Annotated in this window: 19 protein-coding genes and 1 tRNA gene; 8 read left to right on the forward strand and 12 right to left on the reverse strand. The window is 64.2% G+C overall.

What is annotated here, in order from left to right; translation table 11 throughout:
• Window positions 1-31: 31 nt before the first annotated feature.
• Genes yidC through rpmH form a run of 3 tightly spaced genes read right to left on the reverse strand, consistent with a single transcriptional unit; the run spans window position 32 to window position 2,373 of the window.
• Window positions 32-1,810 (reverse strand): membrane protein insertase YidC, encoded by a 1,779-nt coding sequence (gene yidC, locus MMAR10_RS02350; protein WP_011642398.1) that lies wholly within the window; start codon window positions 1,808-1,810, stop codon window positions 32-34.
• 6 nt (window positions 1,811-1,816) lie between these two features.
• On the reverse strand, window positions 1,817-2,233 hold the full coding sequence (locus MMAR10_RS02355; protein ID WP_041636703.1) for a ribonuclease P protein component: 417 nt from the start codon (window positions 2,231-2,233) through the stop codon (window positions 1,817-1,819).
• 5 nt (window positions 2,234-2,238) lie between these two features.
• Window positions 2,239-2,373, reverse strand: coding sequence for a 50S ribosomal protein L34 (gene rpmH, locus MMAR10_RS02360; RefSeq protein ID WP_041636704.1), 135 nt, complete (start codon window positions 2,371-2,373; stop codon window positions 2,239-2,241).
• Between the two features lie 99 nt (window positions 2,374-2,472).
• Here rpmH and MMAR10_RS02365 point away from each other — a divergent pair, with 99 nt between their 5' ends.
• Complete coding sequence (locus MMAR10_RS02365) at window positions 2,473-3,249, forward strand: TVP38/TMEM64 family protein (RefSeq protein ID WP_011642400.1); 777 nt, start codon at window positions 2,473-2,475, stop codon at window positions 3,247-3,249.
• Window positions 3,250-3,266: 17 nt separating this feature from the next.
• A complete protein-coding gene (locus MMAR10_RS02370) occupies window positions 3,267-4,733 on the forward strand; it encodes a sensor histidine kinase (RefSeq protein ID WP_011642401.1) in 1,467 nt (488 codons plus the stop codon).
• Here the strand turns inward: MMAR10_RS02370 and ggt are convergent.
• A complete protein-coding gene (gene ggt, locus MMAR10_RS02375) occupies window positions 4,724-6,439 on the reverse strand; it encodes a gamma-glutamyltransferase (RefSeq protein ID WP_011642402.1) in 1,716 nt (571 codons plus the stop codon). The genes MMAR10_RS02370 and ggt overlap by 10 nt on opposite strands.
• A gap of 64 nt (window positions 6,440-6,503) precedes the next feature.
• Between ggt and MMAR10_RS02380 the strand changes: the two genes are divergently transcribed.
• The 5 genes from MMAR10_RS02380 (at window position 6,504) to MMAR10_RS02400 (ending at window position 11,143) form a co-directional block, all read left to right on the forward strand.
• Complete coding sequence (locus MMAR10_RS02380) at window positions 6,504-7,499, forward strand: P1 family peptidase (protein ID WP_011642403.1); 996 nt, start codon at window positions 6,504-6,506, stop codon at window positions 7,497-7,499.
• A 111-nt stretch (window positions 7,500-7,610) separates the two neighbouring features.
• A tRNA-Arg gene (locus MMAR10_RS02385) sits at window positions 7,611-7,687 on the forward strand.
• Window positions 7,688-8,234: 547 nt separating this feature from the next.
• The gene (locus MMAR10_RS02390) at window positions 8,235-9,908 is read left to right on the forward strand and encodes a methyl-accepting chemotaxis protein (RefSeq protein ID WP_011642404.1); all 1,674 of its coding nucleotides are present in this window, start codon (window positions 8,235-8,237) and stop codon (window positions 9,906-9,908) included.
• Between the two features lie 14 nt (window positions 9,909-9,922).
• A complete protein-coding gene (locus MMAR10_RS02395; protein WP_041636705.1) occupies window positions 9,923-10,105 on the forward strand; it encodes a hypothetical protein in 183 nt (60 codons plus the stop codon).
• A gap of 48 nt (window positions 10,106-10,153) precedes the next feature.
• Entirely contained in the window at window positions 10,154-11,143 is a 990-nt protein-coding gene (locus MMAR10_RS02400; protein WP_011642405.1) for an alginate export family protein, read from the forward strand.
• Between the two features lie 79 nt (window positions 11,144-11,222).
• Here the strand turns inward: MMAR10_RS02400 and MMAR10_RS02405 are convergent, their stop codons facing one another.
• The 3 genes from MMAR10_RS02405 to MMAR10_RS02415 form a co-directional block, all read right to left on the reverse strand.
• On the reverse strand, window positions 11,223-11,711 hold the full coding sequence (locus MMAR10_RS02405) for a hypothetical protein (RefSeq protein ID WP_011642406.1): 489 nt from the start codon (window positions 11,709-11,711) through the stop codon (window positions 11,223-11,225).
• 317 nt (window positions 11,712-12,028) lie between these two features.
• Window positions 12,029-13,348 carry an MFS transporter gene (locus MMAR10_RS02410; RefSeq protein ID WP_011642407.1) on the reverse strand — a complete coding sequence of 440 codons (1,320 nt, stop codon included), beginning with the start codon at window positions 13,346-13,348 and terminating at the stop codon, window positions 12,029-12,031.
• Between the two features lie 78 nt (window positions 13,349-13,426).
• A complete protein-coding gene (locus MMAR10_RS02415) occupies window positions 13,427-13,882 on the reverse strand; it encodes an Lrp/AsnC family transcriptional regulator (protein ID WP_011642408.1) in 456 nt (151 codons plus the stop codon).
• 116 nt (window positions 13,883-13,998) lie between these two features.
• Between MMAR10_RS02415 and MMAR10_RS02420 the strand changes: the two genes are divergently transcribed.
• Window positions 13,999-15,654 (forward strand): aminotransferase class V-fold PLP-dependent enzyme, encoded by a 1,656-nt coding sequence (locus tag MMAR10_RS02420; protein ID WP_011642409.1) that lies wholly within the window; start codon window positions 13,999-14,001, stop codon window positions 15,652-15,654.
• Window positions 15,655-15,664: 10 nt separating this feature from the next.
• Here MMAR10_RS02420 and MMAR10_RS02425 read toward each other — a convergent pair whose 3' ends face one another.
• The 5 genes from MMAR10_RS02425 to MMAR10_RS02445 form a co-directional block, all read right to left on the reverse strand.
• On the reverse strand, window positions 15,665-16,264 hold the full coding sequence (locus MMAR10_RS02425; RefSeq protein ID WP_041636707.1) for a hypothetical protein: 600 nt from the start codon (window positions 16,262-16,264) through the stop codon (window positions 15,665-15,667).
• A gap of 93 nt (window positions 16,265-16,357) precedes the next feature.
• Window positions 16,358-17,344, reverse strand: coding sequence for a hypothetical protein (locus MMAR10_RS02430; protein WP_011642411.1), 987 nt, complete (start codon window positions 17,342-17,344; stop codon window positions 16,358-16,360).
• Window positions 17,345-17,494: 150 nt separating this feature from the next.
• Window positions 17,495-18,763, reverse strand: coding sequence for a DUF819 domain-containing protein (locus MMAR10_RS02435; RefSeq protein ID WP_011642412.1), 1,269 nt, complete (start codon window positions 18,761-18,763; stop codon window positions 17,495-17,497).
• Between the two features lie 122 nt (window positions 18,764-18,885).
• The gene (locus MMAR10_RS02440; protein WP_011642413.1) at window positions 18,886-20,973 is read right to left on the reverse strand and encodes a M13 family metallopeptidase; all 2,088 of its coding nucleotides are present in this window, start codon (window positions 20,971-20,973) and stop codon (window positions 18,886-18,888) included.
• Window positions 20,974-21,118: 145 nt separating this feature from the next.
• Window positions 21,119-23,197 carry a M13 family metallopeptidase gene (locus MMAR10_RS02445; RefSeq protein WP_011642414.1) on the reverse strand — a complete coding sequence of 693 codons (2,079 nt, stop codon included), beginning with the start codon at window positions 23,195-23,197 and terminating at the stop codon, window positions 21,119-21,121.
• Window positions 23,198-23,273 lie beyond the last annotated feature (76 nt).

Consider the following 23,273-nt stretch of genomic DNA (forward strand, 5'->3'; position numbering starts at 1 on the left):
ATGTCGAGGTCGTCGCTACCGTCAGTCAGGGTCAGTCTCCGCGGTCACGCTTCAACAGTCGTGCGACCAGCTTGTCGACCTGGGTCTCATTCCCGTGGCGGCGCATGATGATGTATTGCTGCAGTACCGACAGGAAATTGTTCCAGGCCCAATAGATCACCAGGCCGGCCGCAAACGGGGCCAGGATGAAGGTGAAGACGATCGGCAGGAAGGCGAAGATGCGCGCCTGCATCGGGTCCGGCGGCGGCGGGTTGAGCGCCTGCTGCGCGGCCATGGTCAGACCCATGATGATCGGCCAGGCACCGATGCCAAGGACACCGCCGATCAGCCAGATGCCGGTCGGGTCATAAGGGATCAGGCCGAACAGGTTCCAGATATTGGTCGGGTCGGCGGCCGACAGGTCGCGGATCCAGCCAAAGAAGGGCGCGTGGCGCATTTCGATGGCATTGAACAGGGTCTGGTAGAGCGCAAAGAAGATCGGGATCTGCGGCAGGATGGGCAGACAACCGGCCAGCGGGTTGATCTTCTCGGTCTTGTACAACTCCATCAGCGCTTGTTGCTGTTTTTGCTGGTCGGCGCCGTAGCGTTCCTTGATCTCGGCCATTTTCGGCTGGACCGCCTTCATCTTCGCCATCGAGGCGTAGGCGCGGTTGGCGAGCGGGAACATGACGATCTTGACCATCAGGGTCAGCGCCAGGATGGCGAGGCCGAACTGGCCGAGCGCGCCTTCCAGCATGGTCAGCAGCCAGACAAAGGGGCGGGTGAGGAACCACAGCCAGCCCCAGTTGATCGCCATGTCGAAACGCTCGATGCCGACCTCGTTCTGGACTTGTTGCAGGACACCCAATTCCTTGGCGCCGGCGAAAATCCGGGTGGTGGAGGCCAGGCTCTCGCCAGCGGGGACCGCGATAGCCTGTTCCACATAGCTGGCTTCAAAAGCGTCGATCTCGCCACGCTCGATGGTGCGGAAGCGGGCGGTGAAGGGGCGGTCCTGATCGGGAACTGCGGCGGCCATCCAGTAGCGCTGGGTGATGCCGACCCAGCCGCCGGTGCCGCTTTCCTCGGTCTGGTTGCCGTCTTCCAGCTTGCCGAAACTGCTGCGCACCATGGCGCCGTCGATGACCGCCAGCGCGCCTTCGAAGACCGCCATGTTGCGGGTCTCGTCTTCCGGGCGGCCCTCATGGCGGACCAGACCGTAGCGCGACAGTTCGACTTCCTGGCCGGAATTGTTGGTGACCGTGTCGGTGAGGGTGAAGAGATAATTGTCGTCGACCGAGATCACGCGCTCGAAATGCAGGCCGGACGGGCTGTCATAGGTCAGCGTGATCGGGGTGTCCGGGGTCAGGGTCGAGCCGGAGGCCAGTGTCCATTCGGTCGACCCGCCGGGCAGGTCGGTGAAGCCCGAAGTCGCCGACGTCCAGCCGTCACGGGCGTAGAAGACATGGTCGCTGCCGATCGGATTGAGCAGGGCAACCGGCGTATCGTCATCAATGGTCTCGGTGTGGCGACGCAGTCGGACATCATCCAGGCGGGCGCCGGTCAGCGACAGTGAACCGAGCACGGACGGGGCATCGATCGTGACGCGCTGATTGCCGCCCAGGGCCGTCTCGCGATCAACAGTGGTCGCAGCAGCAGGCTCGAGCGCGGAGGCGGGCAGGTCCGGGTCCGCGAGCTCCTGGGAAGCCTCGACGGCGGCCTGCTCGGCGCGCCGCTCTTCCTCGGCCGGGCCCATGACGAACATCTGGTATCCGGTCAGGATCACCAGGATCAATCCCAGTGCGATAAACAGGTTGCGTTGGTCTTCGCCCATGAAAACTCAGGCCTCTTGCGCTTTATGTTCGCGATCGCCCGAAGTCTTGCCGTTTGCAAGACTCACCAAGGCGCTTTCGACATCCCCCACCAAGCGTGACCAATCCCGTTCGGGCGTTGTCGCGCGTGCGATGAATACATAGTCAATGCCGGGCTGTCCGTGGAGGGGGAGAAGCAGCCGGGCAATCTCCCTCAACCGGCGCTTGGCCCGATTGCGGATGACGGCACCGCCGATCTTGCGGGTGGCGGTGAAGCCGGCGCCGATATGCGCAGGCGCTTTTTCGTCCGCCCCCAAAAGCAAAGAGCCGTCTCGCGAACGGGCCTGGATGACCACGCCCGACCGGACGGCTTTTCTACCTTTTGCGGCTTGCAAAAATTCACGCCGCGTTTTCAACCGTTTGACGGTAGGAAGCGGCGTTGACATCGTCCTTAGGCGGACAGACGCTTGCGGCCCTTGGCCCGGCGACGAGCCAGGATAATACGGCCGGATTTCGTCGCCATGCGGGCACGGAAGCCGTGGCGGCGCTTGCGGACGATCTTTGACGGCTGAAATGTACGTTTCACGGTCGCGCTCCATCGGCGTTCAATTCGAGAGCGGCGGCAATTACGCGCTTGAAGCGGCGGCGTCAAGCGTTCATGCCCCCTGTAGCGCAGGAGAATGACATGCCAGACGTCGCAAACCAACCACCTCCGGACCCGTCTGGCGGTCCGAATAGCACGCCCCGCTGGCTGCGCCCGGTACTGGCAGCGGTCCTGCTGTGTTTTTTCGCGGCTCTTTTGCTGACCGGGACCGGTCCGCAGGAGATGCTGACCTGGCTGCGTGATAGTGGCGGCCTGACCCGTGAGCTGACCGGCCAACATATTGTGCTGGCGGCCCTGTTCTACACGCTGACCTATGTCGCGCTCGCCAGCCTCGCCTTGCCGGGCGCGCTGTGGCTGACCATCGGGGCGGGTTTCCTGCTCGGCCCGGTCTGGGCGGTGCCGGTGTCGATGATCGGCCTGACCCTTGGCGCGGTGAACACCGTCCTGCTGGTCCGCTTCTTTGCCGGAGAGGCACGGCGGGACCGCCTGCGGTCGCGCTATCGGCGGATCGCGGCCGGGTTCGAGCGCAACCAGCTCAGCTATGTGATCCTGCTTCGCTTGCTGCCGCTGCCCTATTTCGGCGTGAACATGGCAGCCGGCCTGTCAACTGTGCGCCTGTGGGCCTTCGCGCTGGGCACCGTGGTCGGGTCCCTGCCGTCGATCATCCTCTATGCCGGTTTCGGGGCCGGGATCGGATCCCTGGCCGAGATGGACAGCCTGCCCGGGCCGGAGGCGCTGCTGCAGCCGGCGGTCCTGGTCCCGCTCGCCATGATCGTGCCGTTGGCTGTCGCTCCGCTTGTCATGCGCCATCGCGCCCGACGGGCAAAGGCGCGAGCCTTGTCGGGCGAGTCCCGCTAGGCTATCCGCGTTCACACATGTCGACCGACCCGTCTCCTTCCGACGATGATGCCCATCGTCCCCTCTACGCGCCGCTGGCGGGCGTGCTCGCCAATCTGCGGGCGCAATTATTGATGGTGACCCTGTCGCTGATCGCAGCCGGGCTGGTGCTGGTCTATTTCCCGGCTGCCGCGAGTTTCCGTCTTCAATGGATGACAGACCGCGCCGAGGCGGCGCACCTGGCGGCACTGGCGGCCGATGTCGCACGCGGCGGGGCTCTGGGGGAGGAAGAGGTCCGCGCCCTCCTGATGGGCGCTGACGCCGTCGCCGTGGCCCGCGTGCGCGACGGCATGAACGAGCTTGTCCTGTATTCAGGGCCGATTGGCGAGGGGCTGGTTGAAAGCGATCTGCGCACGGCGACCTGGCTGACCCATATCCGCGACACGGTGGATACGCTCAATGCGTCGGATGACCGGCTGCTGCGGATCCGCGCCCAACCTGCCGGGGCGCCGGACGAATTGATCGATGTGATCGTCCGTGAGGCGCCGCTTCACGAGGCGCTGCGCAACTTCTCCCGCCGCCTGCTGCTCTATGCCAGCATTGCCGCGATTGCGGTCGGGGCGGTTTTGTATGGCGCTCTGTTCTTCCTGTTCGTGCGGCCGATGCGGCGACTGGCCGGGGCGATGACCCATTTTCGCGAGGATCCGGCCGATCCGGCTCGCATGATCCGGCCCGGAGCGGCGCGCAACGAGATCGGCCAGGCCGAGCACGAGCTGGCGCGGATGCAGGCCGATATCCGCCAGGCCCTGTTCCAGCGTGAGCGTCTGGCCGCGCTGGGCGGCGCGGTCGCCCGGATCAATCACGATCTGCGCAATGTGCTCGCCAGCGCCCAGCTGGTCTCCGACCGGCTGGCCATGGACGCGGACGACCGCGTCCGTGGCATGGGCGAGCGTCTGGTGCGGGCCGTCGACCGCGGTGTCCGCCTGTGCGAGGCAACGCTGGAGTTCGGCCGCGCCGAAGAGAGCGCCCCGGTGCGCCAGCCGATCCAGCTCAGGACCCTCCTCGACGAGGTCGCTGATGATGCCATCCAGGCCGAAGGCGACGTGATCTGGACCAATGAAGTCGCTGCCGACATCCGCATTGACGCTGATCCCGACCAGGCTCACCGCCTGTTTCTCAACCTGTGTCGCAACGCGATCCAGGCGATGCAGCTGGTCGAGGGCGAGCGCCGTCTGACCGCGCGGGCGACGCCAATGCCGCCTGTCGATGAGGGCGCGGGTGAGGTCTGGCTGGAAATCTCCGACACCGGACCGGGCGTGCCGGCCAAGGCGCGCGACCGCCTGTTCCAGGCCTTCAGCGGTTCGACGCGGCGCGGCGGCACGGGCCTCGGCCTGTCGATCGCCCGCGAGCTTGCCCGCGCCCATGGCGGTGAAGTGGACCTGGTCTCGACCGGTGAGGCGGGAACGATCTTCTCTGTGCGCCTGCCAGCTGCGGCTCAGGGCTGACGCGCCTGGCCTTCCCGGCGCGGATCAGCCCCTCCGACCAAACTTCCATCCTCCAGCCGCCGCACAATGTGCAGGCCGGAATTTTCGCCGCGATTGGCGTCCAGGGTGAAGCCGAGCCCGGAAAGCCCGGTCAGGATGGTCGGGTCCATGCCATCCTCAACGCGCACCACATCGCCGCGCGCGACGACATTGGGCAGATCGATCGCCTCCTGCGGCGTCAGGCCCCAATCCAGCATGCCGACCAGTGTCTTGGCGGTATAGGCGATGATCGACGATCCGCCAGGCGAGCCGGTTGCCAGCACGAATTCGCCGTCACGGTCAAAGACGATGGTCGGCGACATCGACGAGCGCGGGCGTTTGCCGCCGTCCGGCGCGTTCGGAACCAGCGCGCCATTGGCATCGGTGGGGGTGCGGGAGAAGTCCGTCAGCTGGTTGTTGAGGAAGAAACCGCCGGCCATGCGGTGGCTGCCGAACACGCTTTCCACGGTGGTGGTCATCGAGACCACATCGCCATCACTGTCGACGATCACGAAATGGCTGGTCCCCGGCGAGTCCGGGGTCGCGTCGGCGCCGGGTGCGTCAATCCCGTCCGGGATGCCCGGACTTGCTGTCGGCAGGGCGGTGGTGCGCTGGATGCCGCGAGACCGCTCGGCGATGTAGTCCGCGTCGAGCAGACCCTCGACCGGCACTGTCACGAAATCCGCATCGGCGACATAGGCGTCGCGGTCGGCATAGGCGAGGCGGCTGGCCTCGATGAAACGGCGCCAGCCCTCCAGCGTCTCCGGGCCGGTGGCCGACATGTCATAGGGTTCAAGCAGGCCGAGGATCCCATTGACCGTGACCCCGCCCGAGGCCGGTGGCGGCGCGCCGCAAACCGTCCACTCGCGATAGTCACGGCACAGCGCATCGCGGCGTACGGCCTGATAGGCAGCCAGGTCGGTCAGGGTCAGCCCGCCGGGGCGCGGCTGGTCCTGCACGGCGTCGATGATGGCGGCGGCCAGCGGCCCCTCGTAGAGCGCGCGCCAGTCAGCGGCGAGCGCCCGTGTGCTGTCGGCATAGTCCGGGTTGCGCAAAAGGTGACCGGCCGGATGGGGCGTTCCGTCATCGGTGAAGAAGTAATCCCGCGAGGCCGGCCATTCATCCAATGGTCCGCGTGGCGCCATGCCGGCGATGAAACGGGCGAGGCGCGGGGAAATCTCGAAGCCGTCCTCAGCCAGCCCGGTCGCGGCATCGAACCCGTCGGCCCAGTCCAGCGCGCCATGGTCGGCATGGGCCATGGCCAGCATGGCGACCGCGCCGGGCACACCGATGGAATGACCGGAGAACACCGAATCGGCAAAGCCCAGCGGCTGGCCATTGGTGTCGAGGAAGAGTTCGGGAGTGGCACTGGCCGGGGCGGTCTCGCGCCCGTCATAGACGGTCAGATCGCCGCTCTGGGCGTCGTAATACAACAGGAAGGCACCGCCACCGAGGCCCGAGCTTTGCGGTTCCACCAGTCCCAGAACGCTCTGCACGGCGATCGCGGCATCGATGGCATCCCCGCCCGCGCGCAAGGCCTCCAGTCCCGCCTCGACCGCATGCGGATTGGCGGCCGCCACCATGGCCGGGCCGGCGGCAATCTCGGCGGGCGTCTCCGGCGCGTCAGAGCAATTGGCGAGAAACAGGCCACCCGCGAGCGCGGTGGTGGCGAACAGGAAACGCAGCATCTAACTTGCCCCTCAGCAATGTCCGGTCAGACTGGACCTTGAAGTGACAGATAAGAGGCCGGTCATGTCAATGCCAGCACCGCGAAACAGCCTGACCGATATCGCCGGTCTGCGCGTCGGACAGGTTCATGATGCCGCCGTCCGGACGGGCGTGACGGTCATTTTGCCGGACCAGCGAGCCGTCTGTGCGGTCGATGTGCGCGGTGGCGGGCCGGGCACGCGCGAGACCGATGCGCTGGCCAGCCACACCCTGGTCGATGCCGTCGACGCGATCGTCCTGTCCGGGGGCTCGTCCTACGGGCTGGCGGCCGCAGACGGGGTTGCGGCGGCGCTGGGCGCCCGTGGTGACGGTTTTGCCCTGTTCGACATGCCGGGCGTGCCCAAATCCCCGGTCGTGCCCTCGGCCATCCTCTATGATCTCGCCAATGGCGGCGACAAGGCCTGGGGCGAGGAGCCGCCCTATCGGGCACTTGGCAAGGCGGCGCTGGCGGCCGTCTCGGACACGGTCGAGCTTGGGGCTTTCGGCGCCGGACACGGGGCCCGCGCCGGCCTGCATGCCGGCGGCACAGGCACGGCCAGCCTCGACCTTTCCGGCGAAGGCGGGCGGGTCGCGGCGCTGGTCTGCGTCAACAGTTTCGGCTCGGTGACGCTGCCCGGCGCTGACGATGTCTACTGGGCCTGGCCATACGAGATAGATGGCGAGTTCGGCTGTGGTCGTCCGCCAGCCGACTGGCGTCCGGCCCCGGAAGACTGGGGCGCGGCCAAGATGCAGCCCGGACCGCGTGAAAACACCACCATCGCCGTCGTCGCCACCGACATCGCGCTGACGCCGGCCCAGGCCAAGCGCCTCGCCATCATGGCCCAGGACGGGCTGGCCCGCGCCATCCGCCCGGTCCACACACCCTTTGACGGGGATGTGGTCTTTGCCCTCTCAACCGCCGCCCGGCCGCTGGGCAAGGACGGCGAAGTACAACTCGCCCGGCTCGGTTCGGCCGCCGCCGACTGCCTCGCCCGCGCCGTCGCCCGCGGCGTCCACGCGGCCCGTCTGGCAACCGGTTGAGCTGTGCTGCGTGCCGCGGTGTAATTGCCGCATTCGGGGACTTGCCATCGCCAAAAGCCGGGGCTAGGTTCCGCGCCTCTTCGGGGCCAAGACTTCGAAGCCATACGGCCTGCACCGGTAGCTCAGTTGGATAGAGCACTAGACTACGAATCTAGGGGTCGGGGGTTCGAATCCTCCCCGGTGCGCCATTTTTCTTATCTCACGGCAACTCGCTGCGCTCGTGCCTCCGATGGGGCGGCCTGACCGGCCGACGCGCGGTCGCGCTTGCGAACCCGTAGGGTTCGAATGGGCGCTTCCAAGGTGCGCCTTTTTTCCTTTGTTCCCGTTCCGCTCGACCCGAGCTTGCCACAGCATTCGGTGCCGGGGTCGAGGCTCACATGGAACGCGCACAAGGCTGCCGGGTTTGTGTCTGATCCCGCGGGGCGCTCCATTTTTCCTATCTCACGGCAACTCGCTGCGCTCGTGCCTCCGATGGGGGAGCCTGACCGGCCGACGCGCGGTCGCGCTTGTGAACCCGTTGGGTTCGAATTGGCGCTTCCAAGGCGCGCCATTAGCCTGAGGGCACTTGAGCTTCTGCGGGTTGGCCACTCTGACGGCTGGCCTGACCAGCCGACACGGGTTTGATAATTTATAACGCCTTTTTGCGGCGTGGCGCGTTGTTTCCCGGCACTTGGTTAATGTTCGACGGCTAGGTCGGGGGGCAATAGCCGCCCGCCCGCTGAAAGGTCGCCCTCTATGCCATTCCGATTGCAGGATCTCTCCCTGAAAGCCCGCCTTTCCCTTCTGGCCGTCGTGTCCGTCGGGTTATTGCTCGCCTATGTCGTCACCAACGGATTCCTGAGACAGTCCATGAGCGTGATTGAGGATGGCGCGCGACATGCGACCCAGAGCCTGGTGGCCGCCAATACGCTCGAGAAGGATCTGACGTCGCTATTGCGCGACACTTATCTGATGGCCGCCGAGCCGGCCGCCGACCGTATCGATGGCGCGCTGGGCAATCTCGCTGATTTCGAAATTTCCCTCGCCGAAGCCGAGGCGCTTGTGACCCATCCGGATTACCAGGGCGCCCTCGCTGAGGTTCGCGCCGACTATGCCGGTCTTCACAGCCTAATCAGCCAGGCTGCGGGCGAAGTTGCCGCTATGGACCGCCGTGGCGTAAGTGCATTTGTCGAGTCCCTCGCGGCGTTCGACGATCGTATGGATACGGCCATCGAAACCGTGCGCGATGGTGCGCGGGCGGACCTGGATCAAGCCTGGGCCAGCCTCGATCAGATGGCGGGGATCACCTTCTGGGCCGGTATCGCGGCGGTGCTGACGGCCATGGCGGGAGTGTTCGTCCTGACCGGTCTGATCGGCGGTACCATCCGGACCTCGGTTGTGACCACGCGCGATATTGTCGGGGCGTTGGCGCAGGGGCGCCGCGATGTCGAGATCGTCGGCGTTGACCGGACCGACGAGTTTGGCGATCTGGCTCGTGCGACGTCCACCCTCCAGGATGCCCTGCGGGCGGCTGACGCCATGCGGGAGCGCGAGCAGGCTGAGTCGGAAGAAAAGGCCCGCCGCCACCAGGCCCGCGAAGAAGCTGTCGGCAAGTTCGAACAGGCTTCCAGCGAGCTCCTGGCCAGTGTCATGGCGGCATCCGAGCAATTGTCGGCATCGGCCGGGCAGATGCAGGTCACATCCGGCGAGGCGGCAACCCTGTCGAATTCGGCTCGCGGCGCGGCTTCCAATGCCGCCAACAGCGTGCAGGCGGTGGCCGCAGCGTCCGAGGAACTCGCAGCCTCAATCAGCGAAGTCTCCGCCCAGGTGAACCGCACCAGCGAGCTGTCGCAGCAGGCCGGCTCCGAGACCGGCACCAGCGCCGAAGTCATCGGTGATCTGGCCGCCTCGGCAGAGGCGATCGGTGCAATCGTGGATCTGATTGATACCATCGCATCGCAGACCAATTTGCTGGCACTCAACGCCACCATTGAAGCGGCCCGTGCCGGTGAGGCCGGCAAGGGATTCGCGGTTGTCGCCTCCGAGGTGAAGGCTCTGGCAGAGCAGACCAGTTCGGCAACGCAGCAGATCGCCGACAAGATCAACGGGATCCAGTCCTCAGCCGAAGCCTGCACGGCCTCGTCGGCCAAGGCGCTCGAAGCGGTCGCCCAGCTCGGCGAATTGGCGGTTGCCTCTGCTTCAGCCATTGAGCAGCAGCGGGTCGCGACCAGCGAAATCGCCCAGTCCGCGCAGCGGGCCCAGGACGGGACCACTCGGGCAGCCACTGATGTGGACCAGGTCGCGGAATTCACAAGGCAGACCGATGAAGTGTCCCGGTCCGTCCTTGAGGCATCAGCCGAGATGGCCAGTCGCCACGAGGCCTGGAAAGCCGAGTTCGATGATTTTCTCACAGCCATTCGCGCGGCTTGAAACAGGAGTTCCCCATGACACGCATTTCTCACGCACTGACACTGGGTCTGCTGGCGCCGGCGGTCTTCCTGCCCTCGGCCCTGGCGGATGATCATCACGGCACGGTGCTGCTGGATGTTCGCGGCCGCTACGAGACGGTGGAACAGGCCGGCAAGCTGGATGCCGAAGCGTCAACGCTGCGCACGCGTCTTGGCTAGCGTTCACCGACGACGAACGGATTCACGTTCCTGATCGAGGGCGAGGCTGTGATCGCGCTCGGTTCAGGCGGCTATAATTCCGGGCTGAATGGCAATACGGCGTTCGCGACCATCAAGGATGATGATGTGACCGAGCTGAACCGTCTCCAGCTCAGCTATGCGGCGGGTGACCATGTCGACATCACGGTTGGCCGGCAGCTCCTGTCCTTCAACGGCAACCGCTTCATCGGTTCGCCGTCCTGGCGTCAGGACCGGAACTCCCACGACGCCGTCCGCGTCGATTATGAACGCGGCGAGTGGCAGGCAAGCTATGTCTATCATGATCGGGTCCTGCGCGGTCCGGGCGATGATTTTGACTGGGACAGCGACAGCCATCTCCTGAATATCGGGTTTGACGTCAGCGAGGCGGTCAAGGTGGAGGGTTTTGCGTATTTCATCGACCTGACCGATACGGCGGCGCCGCAGGACCGTTCGAACATGAGTTGGGGCGGGCGCCTGACGGGCGCGACGGCGCTGGGCGATGCCCGGATCGGCTATTCGGCGATGCTGGCGCGTCAATCGGACTATGGGTCCTCGACGGCTGATTACGAGCTTGGTTTCGCGAGTTTCGATCTTCGCGTCAGTGGGTCCGGTGCGACCCTGATGATCGGCTATGACAATCTTGAAGGTGACGGGACCAACACGATCGCGACGCCGTTGGGGTCCGGGCACAGTTTTCATGGCTGGGCCGACGCCTTCAGTGGCGGCGGCGCGCAATCGACGGTGGACGGGTTGGAAGATATCCGTTTCGGCGCCAGCTACGCAGCCGAATTCGACGGGTCACTCATCGCAGGCTGGGAAATCGGTGCGCTGCATCGTGACTTTTCCGCCCAACGCACCGGCGATGGCCTGGGCAGTGAATGGGATGCCTGGCTGAATCTCGACCTTGCCGGAAATGTCGGGCTTTCATTCCAGTATGCGGATTTTGACGGATCCGGCAGTCCGCTGTCGCCGGCCGATCGCCGCAAGCAATGGGTTGTGCTGACCTATAGCCGTTGATCGCTGCTATCAGGCACCAATACGGGGGCGGGCCGGGCGATATCGCCTGGCCCGTCCCGTATTGATCGGTCTGTCTCGGTCAGGCGGCCGGCGCGGCTTCGCGTTGAAGGCGGCCAATCACGGCGTCGATGATCTTCCACTCGCTGTCCGCGTCATCGCTGGCGTAGAGATGGCCGTCGATCAGTGCAGCAGAGGTGGTGTCGGACGGGGTATCGGTGCCGGCAAGGGTCGCGATTACGGACGCGCTACCGGTCAGGGCGATTACCGGTTTTCCCTTTTCGGAAAAGAGCTTGGCCAGGGCCGTGGCGCTCTCTTTCTGGGTCGCGGCGTCCTCGAGCAGGATCAGCGCGTCATAGCGCGCCTCGTCGATATCGGCCACGGTCTCCGCGACCGCGAAATTGATCTCCGTACCACCATTCTTGCCGCGCAGCAGCGCCTGTTGTCCGGAGACAAGGACGGCGCGCCGGTTGTGGCGGGCGAGTGCGTCATTGGCGGTCTGCAATTGCTGGACATTGACGGACTCGGCGACGAATGCGGCGACGCGGCTCGGACGGGGACCATGTTTCATCAAGCGGTTTTTCTCCATTTAGCGGGCGCAGTTCATCCGGCGCCTAAGAATTAGGAGGTAGAGGAATAGTGATCACGGGCGATATATCAAGGTCGCCATGTGTTATTAAAATATATATTCAGTGCAAATCGTGCGATTTCGTCCGGCCGCCAGTCTGGTAATCTATTTGATTAGATTGAAATCATCTTGTTTTGAGCTTTTCCGATATGATTTCTGTCAGCATACATATATTTATGCTGGAACAGATAGAGTATTTTGTGTGATCAACTTGGGCGCGGCAGTACCGCTATTCCTGCAGCGGACAGGCTGCACCACGCTCAGTCACGCCAGCTGGCGTCCTCGAACTCCGCCTCTGGCGCCTCGGACCATTCCTGGTCCTCCTCGGCACGTTCCGTCATCTCGACGACCGAAACGGAAGTGGTGGCCGTAGGCTCAAAGTCAGACTTGTCCTCGTCGCGAACAGGCGCCGTTCCGGTGCGTCGGACCAGCATCAACCCGGTCAGGCTGAACAGGGTGACCGCGGCAAACAGGAACAGTCCGGACGGTCCGATAAAGCTCATCACGGTACTGGCAGCGAGCGGTCCGATCATCGAGCCCAGCGCCCACACCATCAGGATGCCGGACATCATGCTGGTCGCCTGGCCTTCCGGAGCCCGATCGGCGGCATGGGCAACCGCGACTCCGTAATAGGACAAGGCACCAGCGCCCCAGATGGCGGCGATGGTGAAAATTGCCATGCGCGGCAGCATGCCGCTGAACAGGGCCATGACCAGCGCGGCTGCGCCGGCCACCAGGGCCAGGCCTGCGATCACCATCCGACGGTCCATGCGGTCCGACAGCATGCCGGCCGGCCAGGTGGCGAGGACCGATCCGCCGATCATGGCAGCGTTGAACCAGGCGGCGGTCTGGGTGACGCTGCCGACGGCGAAGTCCTGGATGAAAACGGCATACAGCTGCAATACCGCACCGGACACCATGCCCGAGACCAGTGCGGCGATAATGGCTGACGGGGCAATTTTCCAGATTCTCAACGGGCTGAAGGGCTTGGCTGTCGGCGCTGCCGGTTCGGCCCGTCGGGTGGCGCAGACCGGAATGAGGCTGGCGGTCAGCAGGGCGGCGACGATCAGGAAGCCCGTCGCCGTGCCGGCAGGCGCACCGGCCACCAGGAAGGGGCCGGCCATGAAGCCAAGCTTGGATGTCACCAGGTAGAAGCCGAGAATGGCGCCGCGGCTCTGGCTGGGTGCGGCATCGGCAATCCAGCTTTCCCCGGAGGCCAGAAAACCGGCCACGGATAAGCCGATGATGAACTGGACCAGCATCCACCAGGCCATCGCCCCGCTGACATAGAGCGCCGCTGCGCCCAGCGAGGCGGCTGCCGCAAAACCGGCAATGGCCCGGATATGGCCGATCTGCATGATCTCGCGTGGCGCCAGCCGGGCTCCCAGCATGAAGCCGAGTGCGTAGGAAGAGACGATTGCACCAATCTTCAGCGGCGCCGCGCCCTGTGACACCAGGGTCAGCGGTCCGACCACTGACAGCGCACCTGTCGCCATCTGCAGGATGGCGAGGGCGATGACGATGGCGGCGACATTGCGATAGCTGTCGGTTCCGGACCCGGAGTCGGTGGTGCGTATCATGTTATCTCGTCGGCATGAGGCGGAAGGGTGCTGGCGACAGCTTCAGGCAGACCCGCCAGCCATGCAAGGCTTGTCACATCAAACCGGCAATTCCGTGGTGTTCTTGATGGCTTCCATGGCAAAACTGGCGCTGACATCAGACAGCGGCGCGATGGCGATCAGCTTCTTGTAAGCTTCGTCATAGGCGCGGACATCGGGCAGGCACAGCTTGATGAGATAGTCGATATCGCCGCTGAGGCGGTAGAATTCGACGACTTCGGGCATCCGGGCGACGCCTTCGGCAAAACGCTTCAGCCAGTCGGCGTCATGATGGCTTGTGCGCACGGTGACGAAGAGTGTGGCCTGCAGATCCAGCGCTTCCGGGTCGAGCAGGGCGACATGTTTGCGGATGATGCCGGCTTCCGCCAGACGCTTCAGGCGGCGGGCGGTCGGAGTGGCGCTGAGGCCGATCAGGTCGGCGAGTTCCTGCACTGTCCGGTCGGAGTCCTTCTGGACGGCGCGCAACAGGCGTCGGTCATGTTCGTCCAAAACCATTTTTCTCGGCCCCCTTGGGTGAAATCACTACGCTTTGGCCATATCACAGCCGAGGTTTGGTGGAAATCGCTCCTGCAAAGATGGTTTCATGTCGCAGCGTCGTATCGAGGTTGCCCATGTCCGTGATGTCCACCCTGCCGGATCCCGTGTCCACCGTGAGAGACGGTTTGATCGGTGCTGACCGGATGCTGGCGACACCGTTCGGGACAAAGCCGTTTCTTTATGCCGACTATACGGCTTCAGGTCGGGCCTTGCGGCAGATCGAGCGCCAGGTCGAAGCGCTGATGCTGGACTATGCCAACCCGCACAGTGAAGACAGCGCCACGGGCCGGGCCAGTAATCGCTGGATGAAAGATGCCGAGGCGGTTATCCGCAAGGCGGTCAATGCGGGCCCCGATGACTGCCTGTTGGCCTGCGCGGCGGGGGCCACCGGCGCCATTCACAAACTCCAGGAGATCCTCGGACTCGCAGTTGCTCCGGCCAGCCGGGACGCCTTGGGCGTCGAGCCGGGGCCGGCGGTCAGGACGGTCGTGTTTGTCGGCCCGTATGAGCATCACTCGAACGAGTTGAGCTGGCGCGACAGTCTCGCTGAAGTCGTTTCCATCCCGCTTGATTCGATAGGCGGGATCGATCTGCCGGCGCTGGACGCCGCCCTGTCCAATCCGCGCTTTGATGGCTGGCGCAAGATCGGTGCCTTCTCGGCGGCTTCGAACGTGACCGGTGTGCGCACGGATATCGCCAGCCTGGCGCATTGCCTGCACGCGCACGGCGCCATCCTGTGCCTCGATTGCGCCGCCAGCGCGCCCTATCAGCGCATCGACATGCACCCCGGTCATGACCCGGACGGCGCGATCGACGCGGTCTATTTTTCTCCGCACAAGTTTCTCGGCGGACCGGGTGCCTGTGGCATTCTGGTGTTCAATGCGAGACTTTATCGTCGTGACCTGGCACCGACGCAGAGCGCCGGAGGCACCGTGCGCTATGTGTGGCAGGACGGGCATGACTTTCTCGAAGGGATTGAAGCGCGGGAGCGGGCGGGTACGCCCGGCTTGCCGCAGCTGGTGCGTGCGGCGCTGGCGATGCAGCTGCAGAGTGAAATCGGTCCCGATGTCATCGCCGAACGCGAACACAGTGCGCTTGAGCGGGCCTTTCAGCGCTGGTGCCAGCATCCCCGGATCGACGTGCTGGGCCCGCACTCGCCGGCGCGGCGTCTGGGTATCGTGTCCTTCAACCTGCGCAAGGTCGATGGCGACCCGGTCGAGCCGCGATTGGTCACGCTGCTCTTGAATGACTTGTTCGGGATCCAGTCCCGGGCGGGGTGCTCGTGTGCCGGACCCTATGGCCATCATCTGCTCGGCATCGACGACGACACCACACAATCGATTCGCGCGCGGATCCTGGAGGGTGATGTCGGTGCCCGTCCGGGCTGGTGCCGGGTCAGTCTGCACTGGGTCATGTCGGACGAGGAGATCGGCTATCTTATCGACGCGGTCTGTTTCCTGGCGGATCATGCCGAGCTATTCGCCGGTTTTTATGACCGTGACGCGCGGACGGGCGCCTGGCGGTGGGCGGGTGATCCGGTTGAGAGCGAGGCTCCCTGGCCGAGGCGCTTGCTTGGATCTGTGCTGGCAGACGCGGATATGCCCGTGAGCCGTTGTGACGGCCATGATGCCGACCGTTACGAGACTTCATTCCGCGCGGCGAGGGATCTCGTTCACGTGTTTCGGGATTCGGATCTGCATCCCCGCGACGTGCAGATGCTGGAGAGTTGAGCCGGCTGACTCAGGCAGGGCGCCGGTAGGTCAGGACGCCGCATTCAGCGAGTATTCGGTCGATCGTCTCGCGCTCGCCAGGGCCGGGCACGGTCCGGCGCGGATAGAGCGGGGAGGGGCTGTCCCGATCGTCGACCCAGGGGGCGTCCCAGAGCTCGGTCGTTCTCACGAAGTCCCGCGCTCGTGCCTCCCCGCCTGTTTCCAGACAGCCAGACAGGCAGGTATCGACATAGGTCTGCGGGATGGGGTGGGCCTCATCGGCTCGCACCTGCTCGCGATTGACGACAATCCAGTACCGGCCGTCGGGCAGGGCAGAGTGGTCCGCACCATCGGGGTGAACCCGGGCCGGGTCCACTTCGGTGAAGGCATAGCCGCGTTCGCGGTGCCGCAATTCCGGCGTGATCTCGGTCGGTACGAGCGCCGCGTGCAGGAGATGACCTGTTGCGTGCCGCACGCCCGCATAAGTGGCCGCCTCGTCACCATAGCGGACGGTCCAGCCGCGGCGCCATCCGGTTGCAATGACCGGGCGGACGTCCGTCTCAATGCCCGAATAGGTCCGCCGGCTATAGTCACTGAGCAGGCTGCCATAGCCGATCATGTAGTCTTTCACCTGGCACGCTCCCGGGCCGTGGCATGAAAAAGGCGGCGCGGATATTTCCGCGCCGCCTCATTCTGGAGGGCTGGGACGATGTGTCCAGCCTGACTACTGGCGATAACGCCGGGTCGAACGCGACGATGACGAAGACGAGCCGCTGTAGGACGCCTGGGCGACCGGGACTTCTTCGGAATAGGCGTTGTTGTCGACCGGCATTTCGGTGCCGTACAGATAGGTATTACCCTGGCTGGACGGAGCCGTCTGACGGGACGCGACCGGCGGGATTTCCGAGCTCATCGGCGGGTTGTGACCCGGCAGATTGATCTCTTCGCAATCCACCAGGCGCCATTCCCAACGCTCTTCCGAACGCAGTGAGTAGCGGGTGATGGTCTGTGTTTCGACCGGGACGACATGGCTGTCGACCGTGGCGTGCTGATCGAGGACCTGGATGCGATAGGTGTCGCGTTCCTCGGCGATCGGGATTTCCTCGATACGGGCTTCCTGCACGAGGACGTCGCGGGTGATCTGGGCGTATTCAGCCGGGTGGTTGATCTCGCGGATGCTGGCAGGCTGGACCACGATATTGCGGGTCACGGTCTGGTATTCGCCGGCTTCTTCCACGAGGCACCAGACTTCACCGGTCTCGCTGTCGAAGCGGGTCATCGACGCACCCGGCACATAGCCGCGGCGCCAAACCATGCGCGGCTCGCGCACGAGGATGGTTTCGGTGACAGTGTCGTGCGTGGCCGGAACGACCTCATACTCGACGAAGGCCGGGCTGACCTGCACGGTTTCGGTGCGGGTCTCGTAGACCGGCTCGTGCACGATGTAGCGCATGCCGGCTTCGCGCGAAATGTATTCGCGATACTCGTCGCGCAGGCTCGGCGGCGCCACATTGTAGCGCTCATAGGAGTCCTGGGTCGTGACCTGCTCGGAATAGGTGTCGTATTCCGGGGCAATCCGGACACGGGCATAACACTCGCCGGTTGCGGCGGTGGTCGGCGGATCCGGCGGGAACCACTCGGTGTCACCGGCAAATGCGGTCGAGGCCGTGAGCAGTGCGACAGCCGAGGCGCACAGGAGTTGTTGTTTCATCGTGATTCCCCCCTTGGAATTGGCGTGAGGGCACGGTGATCCGTAACCTCTATTAAATTAGGTTAACGGAAACAGGCTGTATCGTTAAGAAATAATCGCTCCCTGATGTCGCTTTCAACTCTCAGGGGAATTCCTTGTCCCGGTTTCAACTCAAGGCGTTACGCTCGCGCCCATCATGAACATCATCATGTAGCCGGTCATCATCGCGGCCCAGGTGCCGACGATGTATCCGACCACCGCCAGCAGAACGCCAACCGGTGCCAGCGAGGGGTGGAAAGCGGCTGCCACGACCGGCGCCGAGGCGGCGCCGCCGATATTGGCTTTCGAGCCGACGGCGATGAAGAAGGTTGGCGCCTTGATCAGCCAGGCCACGAGCAGCAGCAAGGCGACGTGGAAGGCCATCCAGATCAGGCCGATCACAAAGAATTCGGTGTTCCGGAAGATGGCGGTGATGTCCATGCGCATGCCGATCGTCGCGACCAGCACGTAGATGAAAACCGAGCCGACCTTCATCGACCCGGCGCCGGACAATTGCCGGGCCTTGGTGAAGGACAGGGCGACACCGATGATGGTGGCGGACAGCATCAGCCAGAAAAAGCCTGACCCCAGACCCAGCTCCGCCAGGCCCGGCGCATTGGCGCTGATCCAGGGGCCCATGAAGTCGGCAACGATATGGGACAAGCCCATCGCGCCGAGACCGAAGCCGAGAATGATCATCAGATCCTTCAGCTCGGGAATCCGCGCATTGGCCTGTTCGAAACTCTCCGCCTTCGCCCGCAGTGCGTCGACGGCACGTGTGTCGGCATTGAGCGCCTTGTCGATCCGTTTGGCATTGGCCACGCCGAGCAGAAGGAAGGCCATCCAGATATTGGCGACGATGATGTCAACCGCGATCCAGGCCGAGTAGACCTCGCCGCCGACGCCGAAGAATTCATACATCGCGGCCTGGTTGGCGCCGCCGCCGATCCAGGTCCCGGCGACGGTTGCCATGCCACGCCACACGGCATCCGGGCCGGTCACGCCGATGGCTTCGGGGAAGAGGTAGCCGGCGACCAGCAGGGCGACGGGACCGCCCAGCACCACGCCGGCTGTCCCGGTGAAGAACATGATCAGCGCCTTTGGCCCGAGCCGGAAGGTGGCCGGCAGGTCGGCCGACATGGTCAGCAGCACCAGGGCCGCCGGCAGCAGGAAGCGCGAGGCGATGAAATAGGTTCGCGACTGCTCCGGGTCGACAATGTTGAACAGGGTCAGGAGCGAGGGCAGGAAATAGCACAACAGCAGTGGCGGAAAGATGCGGTAGAAGCCCTTGGCCAGCTTGCTGTCGAGGCTGGAGGTCCAGAACACGGCCCCCAGCAGCACGGCCAGCAGACCCATGACAATCGCGTCATTGCTGAAAAGTGGTGCGATTTCGGCTTCCATCGTCATCCCCCGGAATAAGTTTTCGGGGCGGATAGGACGGGTTTTGCCAGGGCTTTGCAAGGCGCCAGATGCAAAACGGCCCGACGTTGCCGCCGGGCCGTTTCATCAGTCTGTGGACTGGCTTACCAGATCGATACGCGATCTTCCGGTGCCAGGTAGAGTTCATGGTCCTCGGTCACGCCGAAGGCCTCGTACCAGGCGTCATTATTGCGGACGACGCCGTTGATCCGGTACTGGGCCGGGCTGTGCGGGTCGGACAGGAGCTGTGCGCGCAGGCTGTCTTCGGTCCGCACATTCCGCCAGACCTGAGCCCAGGCCATGAAGAAGCGCTGATCGCCGGTGAAGCCATCGAGTACTTCAGCTTCGCCACCATTATCGGCCAGATACATCTGGTAGGCGCGGTGGGCCATGGAAAGACCGCCGATATCACCGATATTCTCGCCGAGCGTCAGGCGACCATCGACACTCTGGCCTTCGACCGGGGAGAAGCCGTCATACTGGGCGACGATCTGGTTGGTCAGGCCGTCGAAGTTTTCGCGGCTGGTGTCGGTCCACCAATTGCGCAGGACACCGTCGCCATCGGACTGGCTGCCCTGATCGTCGAAGCCGTGGCCCATTTCGTGGCCGATGACGGCACCGATACCGCCGAAGTTCACGGCTGCATCCGCATAAGGGTCAAAGAAGGGACCCTGCAGGATGGCCGCCGGGAAGACGATCTCGTTGGCGGTGGAGGAGTAGTAGGCATTCACCGTTTGCGGTGACATGAACCATTCCCATTCGCGGATCGGGCTGCCGAGGCGCGAACGGCTGTCGGCGCGGAACCATTCGGCGACGCGCTGGGAGTTGCCGAACAGGTCATCGGACCGGATCTCGATCGCCGAATAATCCGGCCAGATGTCGGGATAGCCGATTTTCGGCAGGAATTTCTCCAGCTTGTCGAAGGCCTGGACGCGGGTTTCGTCATCCATCCACTCAAGCGTCTCGATGCGCTCGCGCAAGGCCCGACGGAGATACTCGACCAGCTCTTCCATCTGCGCCTTGTGCTCGGGCGGGAAGTATTGCTCGACATAGATCTGGCCGATGGCCTGACCCAGATTGCCGTTCACATACTGGATGCCGCGACGATCGCGGGCCCGGGGTTCTTCCGTGCCGCGCAGGGTGCGGCTGTAGAAGTCGAAGGAGCGCTCGTAGAATTCCGGCGTCAGCAGGTTCTGGTTGGACGACATGTAGCGGAAGCTGAGATAGTCCTGCCAGGCTTCGACCGGGATTTCGGTGAACAGTGTGGCAAGCGACTGGATGGCGGTGTCCTGGCGGACCACGACTTCGGTCTCATTCTCGTATTCCAGGGCGGTCATGAAGGCACCCCAGGGGAAGCCCGGGGCCGAGGCGACCAGGTCATCCGTGCTCATCAGATTATAGGTCCGCACACGGTCGCGGCTTTCCGCACGGGTCCAGTGGATCTGTGCGATGCGCGTTTCCAGGTCCAGCACGCCCTGGGCGCGCTCGGCGGCATTGTCCATGCCGATCATCTCGAAGACGTCGGTCATGTAGGCGACATAGGCGTCGCGATAACCGACGAAGGTCTCGTCGTCGCGCTCATAATAGGACTTGTCCGGCAGGCCCAGACCGCTCTGGCTGACCGAGACGATGTAGCGCTGGGGATTGCCCGGGTCACGACCGACGCCGGCGCCGAAGATCGACGCGGTACCGGGGCTGCCCATCAGGGTCGCGATGTCGTCATGCGACTGCGCTTCGGCAATGGAATTGAGCATCGGCCGGGCCGGCTCGAGACCGCGGGCCGCCAGCGTGTCGGTATCCATGTAGGAGGCGTAGAGGTCGCCGACCTGTTGCTGCAGGGTGCCGGCTTCGGCATTTGCGGCAACGGCTTCCTGGATGATGCCTTCCACCCGCTCTTCCGAGCGCAGGTAGAGCTCGGTGAAACCGCCAAAGGATGAGAAGCCCTGGGGCAATTCGGTCGAGTCGAGCCAGCCTTCATTGACGTAGCGGTTGAAGTCATCGCCCGGAGCGACGCTGTCGGAGACGTGTTCGATCTCGACGCCCCAGCTTCCCAGGTCCGGCGAACCGGCGGGCTGGCTTGTCTCGGGCATCGCCGCTTCGGTTGTGCCAGTGTCTGTTTCCGGCGTTTCGGTGGCAGGCGAGCAGGCCGCCATCAGCGCAACGCAGGCGCTGGTCAGCAAAAGCTTTTTCATGGTGTTTCCCCTCTCAGTAACAATGTTGGGCGAAACACTAGTGCGCGGGAGCCAACACGCAATACATGCAGGCCGTCTCTTACAGCCCTGTAATGAAAACGGCCCGGCGTTTCCGCCGGGCCGTGTCCTTTGAATGCGACTGCGACTACCAGATCGAGACGCGCTCTTCCGGCGGCAGGTAGAGGTCATTGTCCTCGGTCACGCCGAAGGCCTCGTACCAGACGTCCAGATTGCGGACCACGCCATTGGTCCGGTATTGGGCCGGGCTGTGCGGATCGGTCGTGAGCCGGTTGCGCAGGTTTTCTTCCCGATACAGGCGGCGCCAGACCTGAGCCCAGGCGAGGAAGAAGCGCTGCTCGCCGGTGAAGCCGTCAATGACCGGGGCTTCGCCGTCGCAGCACGCATCGAGATGACGCTGATAGGCGGTGTAGGCCATCTGCAGACCACCCAGGTCGCCGATATTCTCACCCATCGTGAATTCACCATTCACGAAGCTGCCCTCGATCGGCTCATAGCCGTCATACTGAGCTTCCAGTATGTCGGCGCGCTCTTCGAAGCGCTCGTTCGTCTCAACAGTCCACCAGTCCCGGATCGAGCCATCATAGTCGAAGCGGCGACCCTGATCGTCGAAGCCGTGGCCGATTTCATGACCGATCACCGCACCGATGGCGCCGTAATTGATCGCCGCATCGGCGTTTGGATCAAAGAAAGGCGCCTGCAGGATGCCGGCCGGGAAGGTAATCTGGTTCATCAGCGGGTTGTAGGACGCGTTGACGGTCTGCGGCGGATAGGGCCAGGCGCTCCGGTCGACCGGACCGGACAGATCGGCGACCTGCTCGTTCCACTGGAACTCCGTCAGGCGAACGAGATTGCCGAACAGGTCGTCGGCCCGGACCTCAAGCGCTGAATAGTCCTGCCATTCGTCCGGATAGCCGATGCGCGGCTCGAAGGTCGACAGCTTCTGCAGGGCATTGGCGCGGGTTTCTTCATCCATCCATTCGAGGGCTGCAAGGCGACCCTCGAACGCGACGATCAGATTGGCGACCAGGGCTTCCATGGCGGTTTTGGATTCCGGCGGGAAGTGACGGTCGACATAGACCTGGCCGACAGCTTCACCCAGCTGGCCGCCGACGAGATTGACGCCGCGGCGGTCGCGGGGACGCTGCTCTTCGATTCCGTTCAGCGTCGTGCCGAACATCGCGAAGTTGGCGGCATCGAAGGCTTCCGGCAGTGCGCCGGCATTCGAGCGGATGTAATGGAAGGTCATATAGTCCTTCCACACGTCGACAGGTGTTTCTTCGAAGATCGTACCGGCGGCCTCGATGGCGCTCGGCTGGGCGACGAGATAGGTCGCGACACCGTCAAGCCCGAGCTGTTCCATGCCGGCTTGGAAGCTCAGCTGCGGTGCCAGGGCGCTCAGCTGGTCGAGCGGCATCGGGTTGTAGATCATCTGGATGTTGCGGCTGTCGGCCTGGGTCCAGTGGCTTTCGGCAATGCGCATCTCCAGATCGAAGATCGCCTGCGCCTTGCCGGTGCCGTCCTCGATACCGGCGAGGTCAAAGATCTGGGCGATGAAGGCCAGATAGGCGTCACGGGCGCCCTGATTGTCCTCTTCCAGATAGTAGTCGCGGTCCGGCAGGCCGAGGCCGCCCTGGCCGACGAAGACGGTGTAGCGCGTCGTGTCTGCCGGGTCGGGGATGATGCCGACGCCATAGGGCGACTGGTGATGGATCGTCGCAAACAGGGCATTGATATCAGCATGGGTCTCGGCGGCAGCAATCTCGTCGAGATAAGGCTGCGCCGGAGCGAGGCCGAGCTGGTCGATGGTCGCGGTGTCCATCCAGCTGCCATAAAGGTCGCCGACCTTCTGTTCGATCGAACCGTCGGCCGCGTCCATGGCGGCAAGTTCGAGGATGATCGCCTGGACCTGTTCTTCGGCTTCGATCGCCAGCTCGGTGAACATGCCGTAGTTCGAGCGGTCGGACGGGATCTCCGTCGTGTCCAGCCAGGTGCCATTGGCGTAGCGGTAGAAGTCGTCACCGGCGACGTAGCTGGTGTCCATTCCGGAAATGTCAAAACCCCAATCGCCGATGGCCGCACTGGCGGTTGCGGCGGCGGGCGTCGAGGCGGCGGGCGTCTCGGTGGCGGCCGTATCGGTCGACGTGGCCGGCTGACAGGCAGCGGTGAGGGCCAGGACGGCGGTGCTCAGCAAGAGCTTTTTCATGCGAAGATCCCCTTGTTTTCAGTCAAAGACGCAAAAACGCCCCGCGCTTGATACAACGCGGGGCGTCCGGGTGCCA

The sequence above is a fragment of the Maricaulis maris MCS10 genome (genome assembly GCF_000014745.1).
Classification (GTDB): domain Bacteria; phylum Pseudomonadota; class Alphaproteobacteria; order Caulobacterales; family Maricaulaceae; genus Maricaulis; species Maricaulis maris_A.

What these genes read in the sequence shown, in the direction of transcription:
- MMAR10_RS02410 (WP_011642407.1), bottom strand. Translation starts at nt 13,348, where the DNA reads ATGATACGCACCACCGACTCCGGGTCCGGAACCGACAGCTATCGCAAT.
- MMAR10_RS02370 (WP_011642401.1), top strand. Translation starts at nt 3,267, where the DNA reads ATGTCGACCGACCCGTCTCCTTCCGACGATGATGCCCATCGTCCCCTC.
- MMAR10_RS02355 (WP_041636703.1), bottom strand. Translation starts at nt 2,233, where the DNA reads ATGTCAACGCCGCTTCCTACCGTCAAACGGTTGAAAACGCGGCGTGAA.
- MMAR10_RS02405 (WP_011642406.1), bottom strand. Translation starts at nt 11,711, where the DNA reads ATGAAACATGGTCCCCGTCCGAGCCGCGTCGCCGCATTCGTCGCCGAG.
- MMAR10_RS02395 (WP_041636705.1), top strand. Translation starts at nt 9,923, where the DNA reads ATGACACGCATTTCTCACGCACTGACACTGGGTCTGCTGGCGCCGGCG.
- MMAR10_RS02440 (WP_011642413.1), bottom strand. Translation starts at nt 20,973, where the DNA reads ATGAAAAAGCTTTTGCTGACCAGCGCCTGCGTTGCGCTGATGGCGGCC.
- MMAR10_RS02380 (WP_011642403.1), top strand. Translation starts at nt 6,504, where the DNA reads ATGTCAATGCCAGCACCGCGAAACAGCCTGACCGATATCGCCGGTCTG.
- MMAR10_RS02390 (WP_011642404.1), top strand. Translation starts at nt 8,235, where the DNA reads ATGCCATTCCGATTGCAGGATCTCTCCCTGAAAGCCCGCCTTTCCCTT.
- MMAR10_RS02365 (WP_011642400.1), top strand. Translation starts at nt 2,473, where the DNA reads ATGCCAGACGTCGCAAACCAACCACCTCCGGACCCGTCTGGCGGTCCG.
- MMAR10_RS02430 (WP_011642411.1), bottom strand. Translation starts at nt 17,344, where the DNA reads ATGAAACAACAACTCCTGTGCGCCTCGGCTGTCGCACTGCTCACGGCC.
- MMAR10_RS02435 (WP_011642412.1), bottom strand. Translation starts at nt 18,763, where the DNA reads ATGGAAGCCGAAATCGCACCACTTTTCAGCAATGACGCGATTGTCATG.
- MMAR10_RS02445 (WP_011642414.1), bottom strand. Translation starts at nt 23,197, where the DNA reads ATGAAAAAGCTCTTGCTGAGCACCGCCGTCCTGGCCCTCACCGCTGCC.
- MMAR10_RS02420 (WP_011642409.1), top strand. Translation starts at nt 13,999, where the DNA reads ATGTCCGTGATGTCCACCCTGCCGGATCCCGTGTCCACCGTGAGAGAC.
- MMAR10_RS02415 (WP_011642408.1), bottom strand. Translation starts at nt 13,882, where the DNA reads ATGGTTTTGGACGAACATGACCGACGCCTGTTGCGCGCCGTCCAGAAG.
- yidC (WP_011642398.1), bottom strand. Translation starts at nt 1,810, where the DNA reads ATGGGCGAAGACCAACGCAACCTGTTTATCGCACTGGGATTGATCCTG.
- ggt (WP_011642402.1), bottom strand. Translation starts at nt 6,439, where the DNA reads ATGCTGCGTTTCCTGTTCGCCACCACCGCGCTCGCGGGTGGCCTGTTT.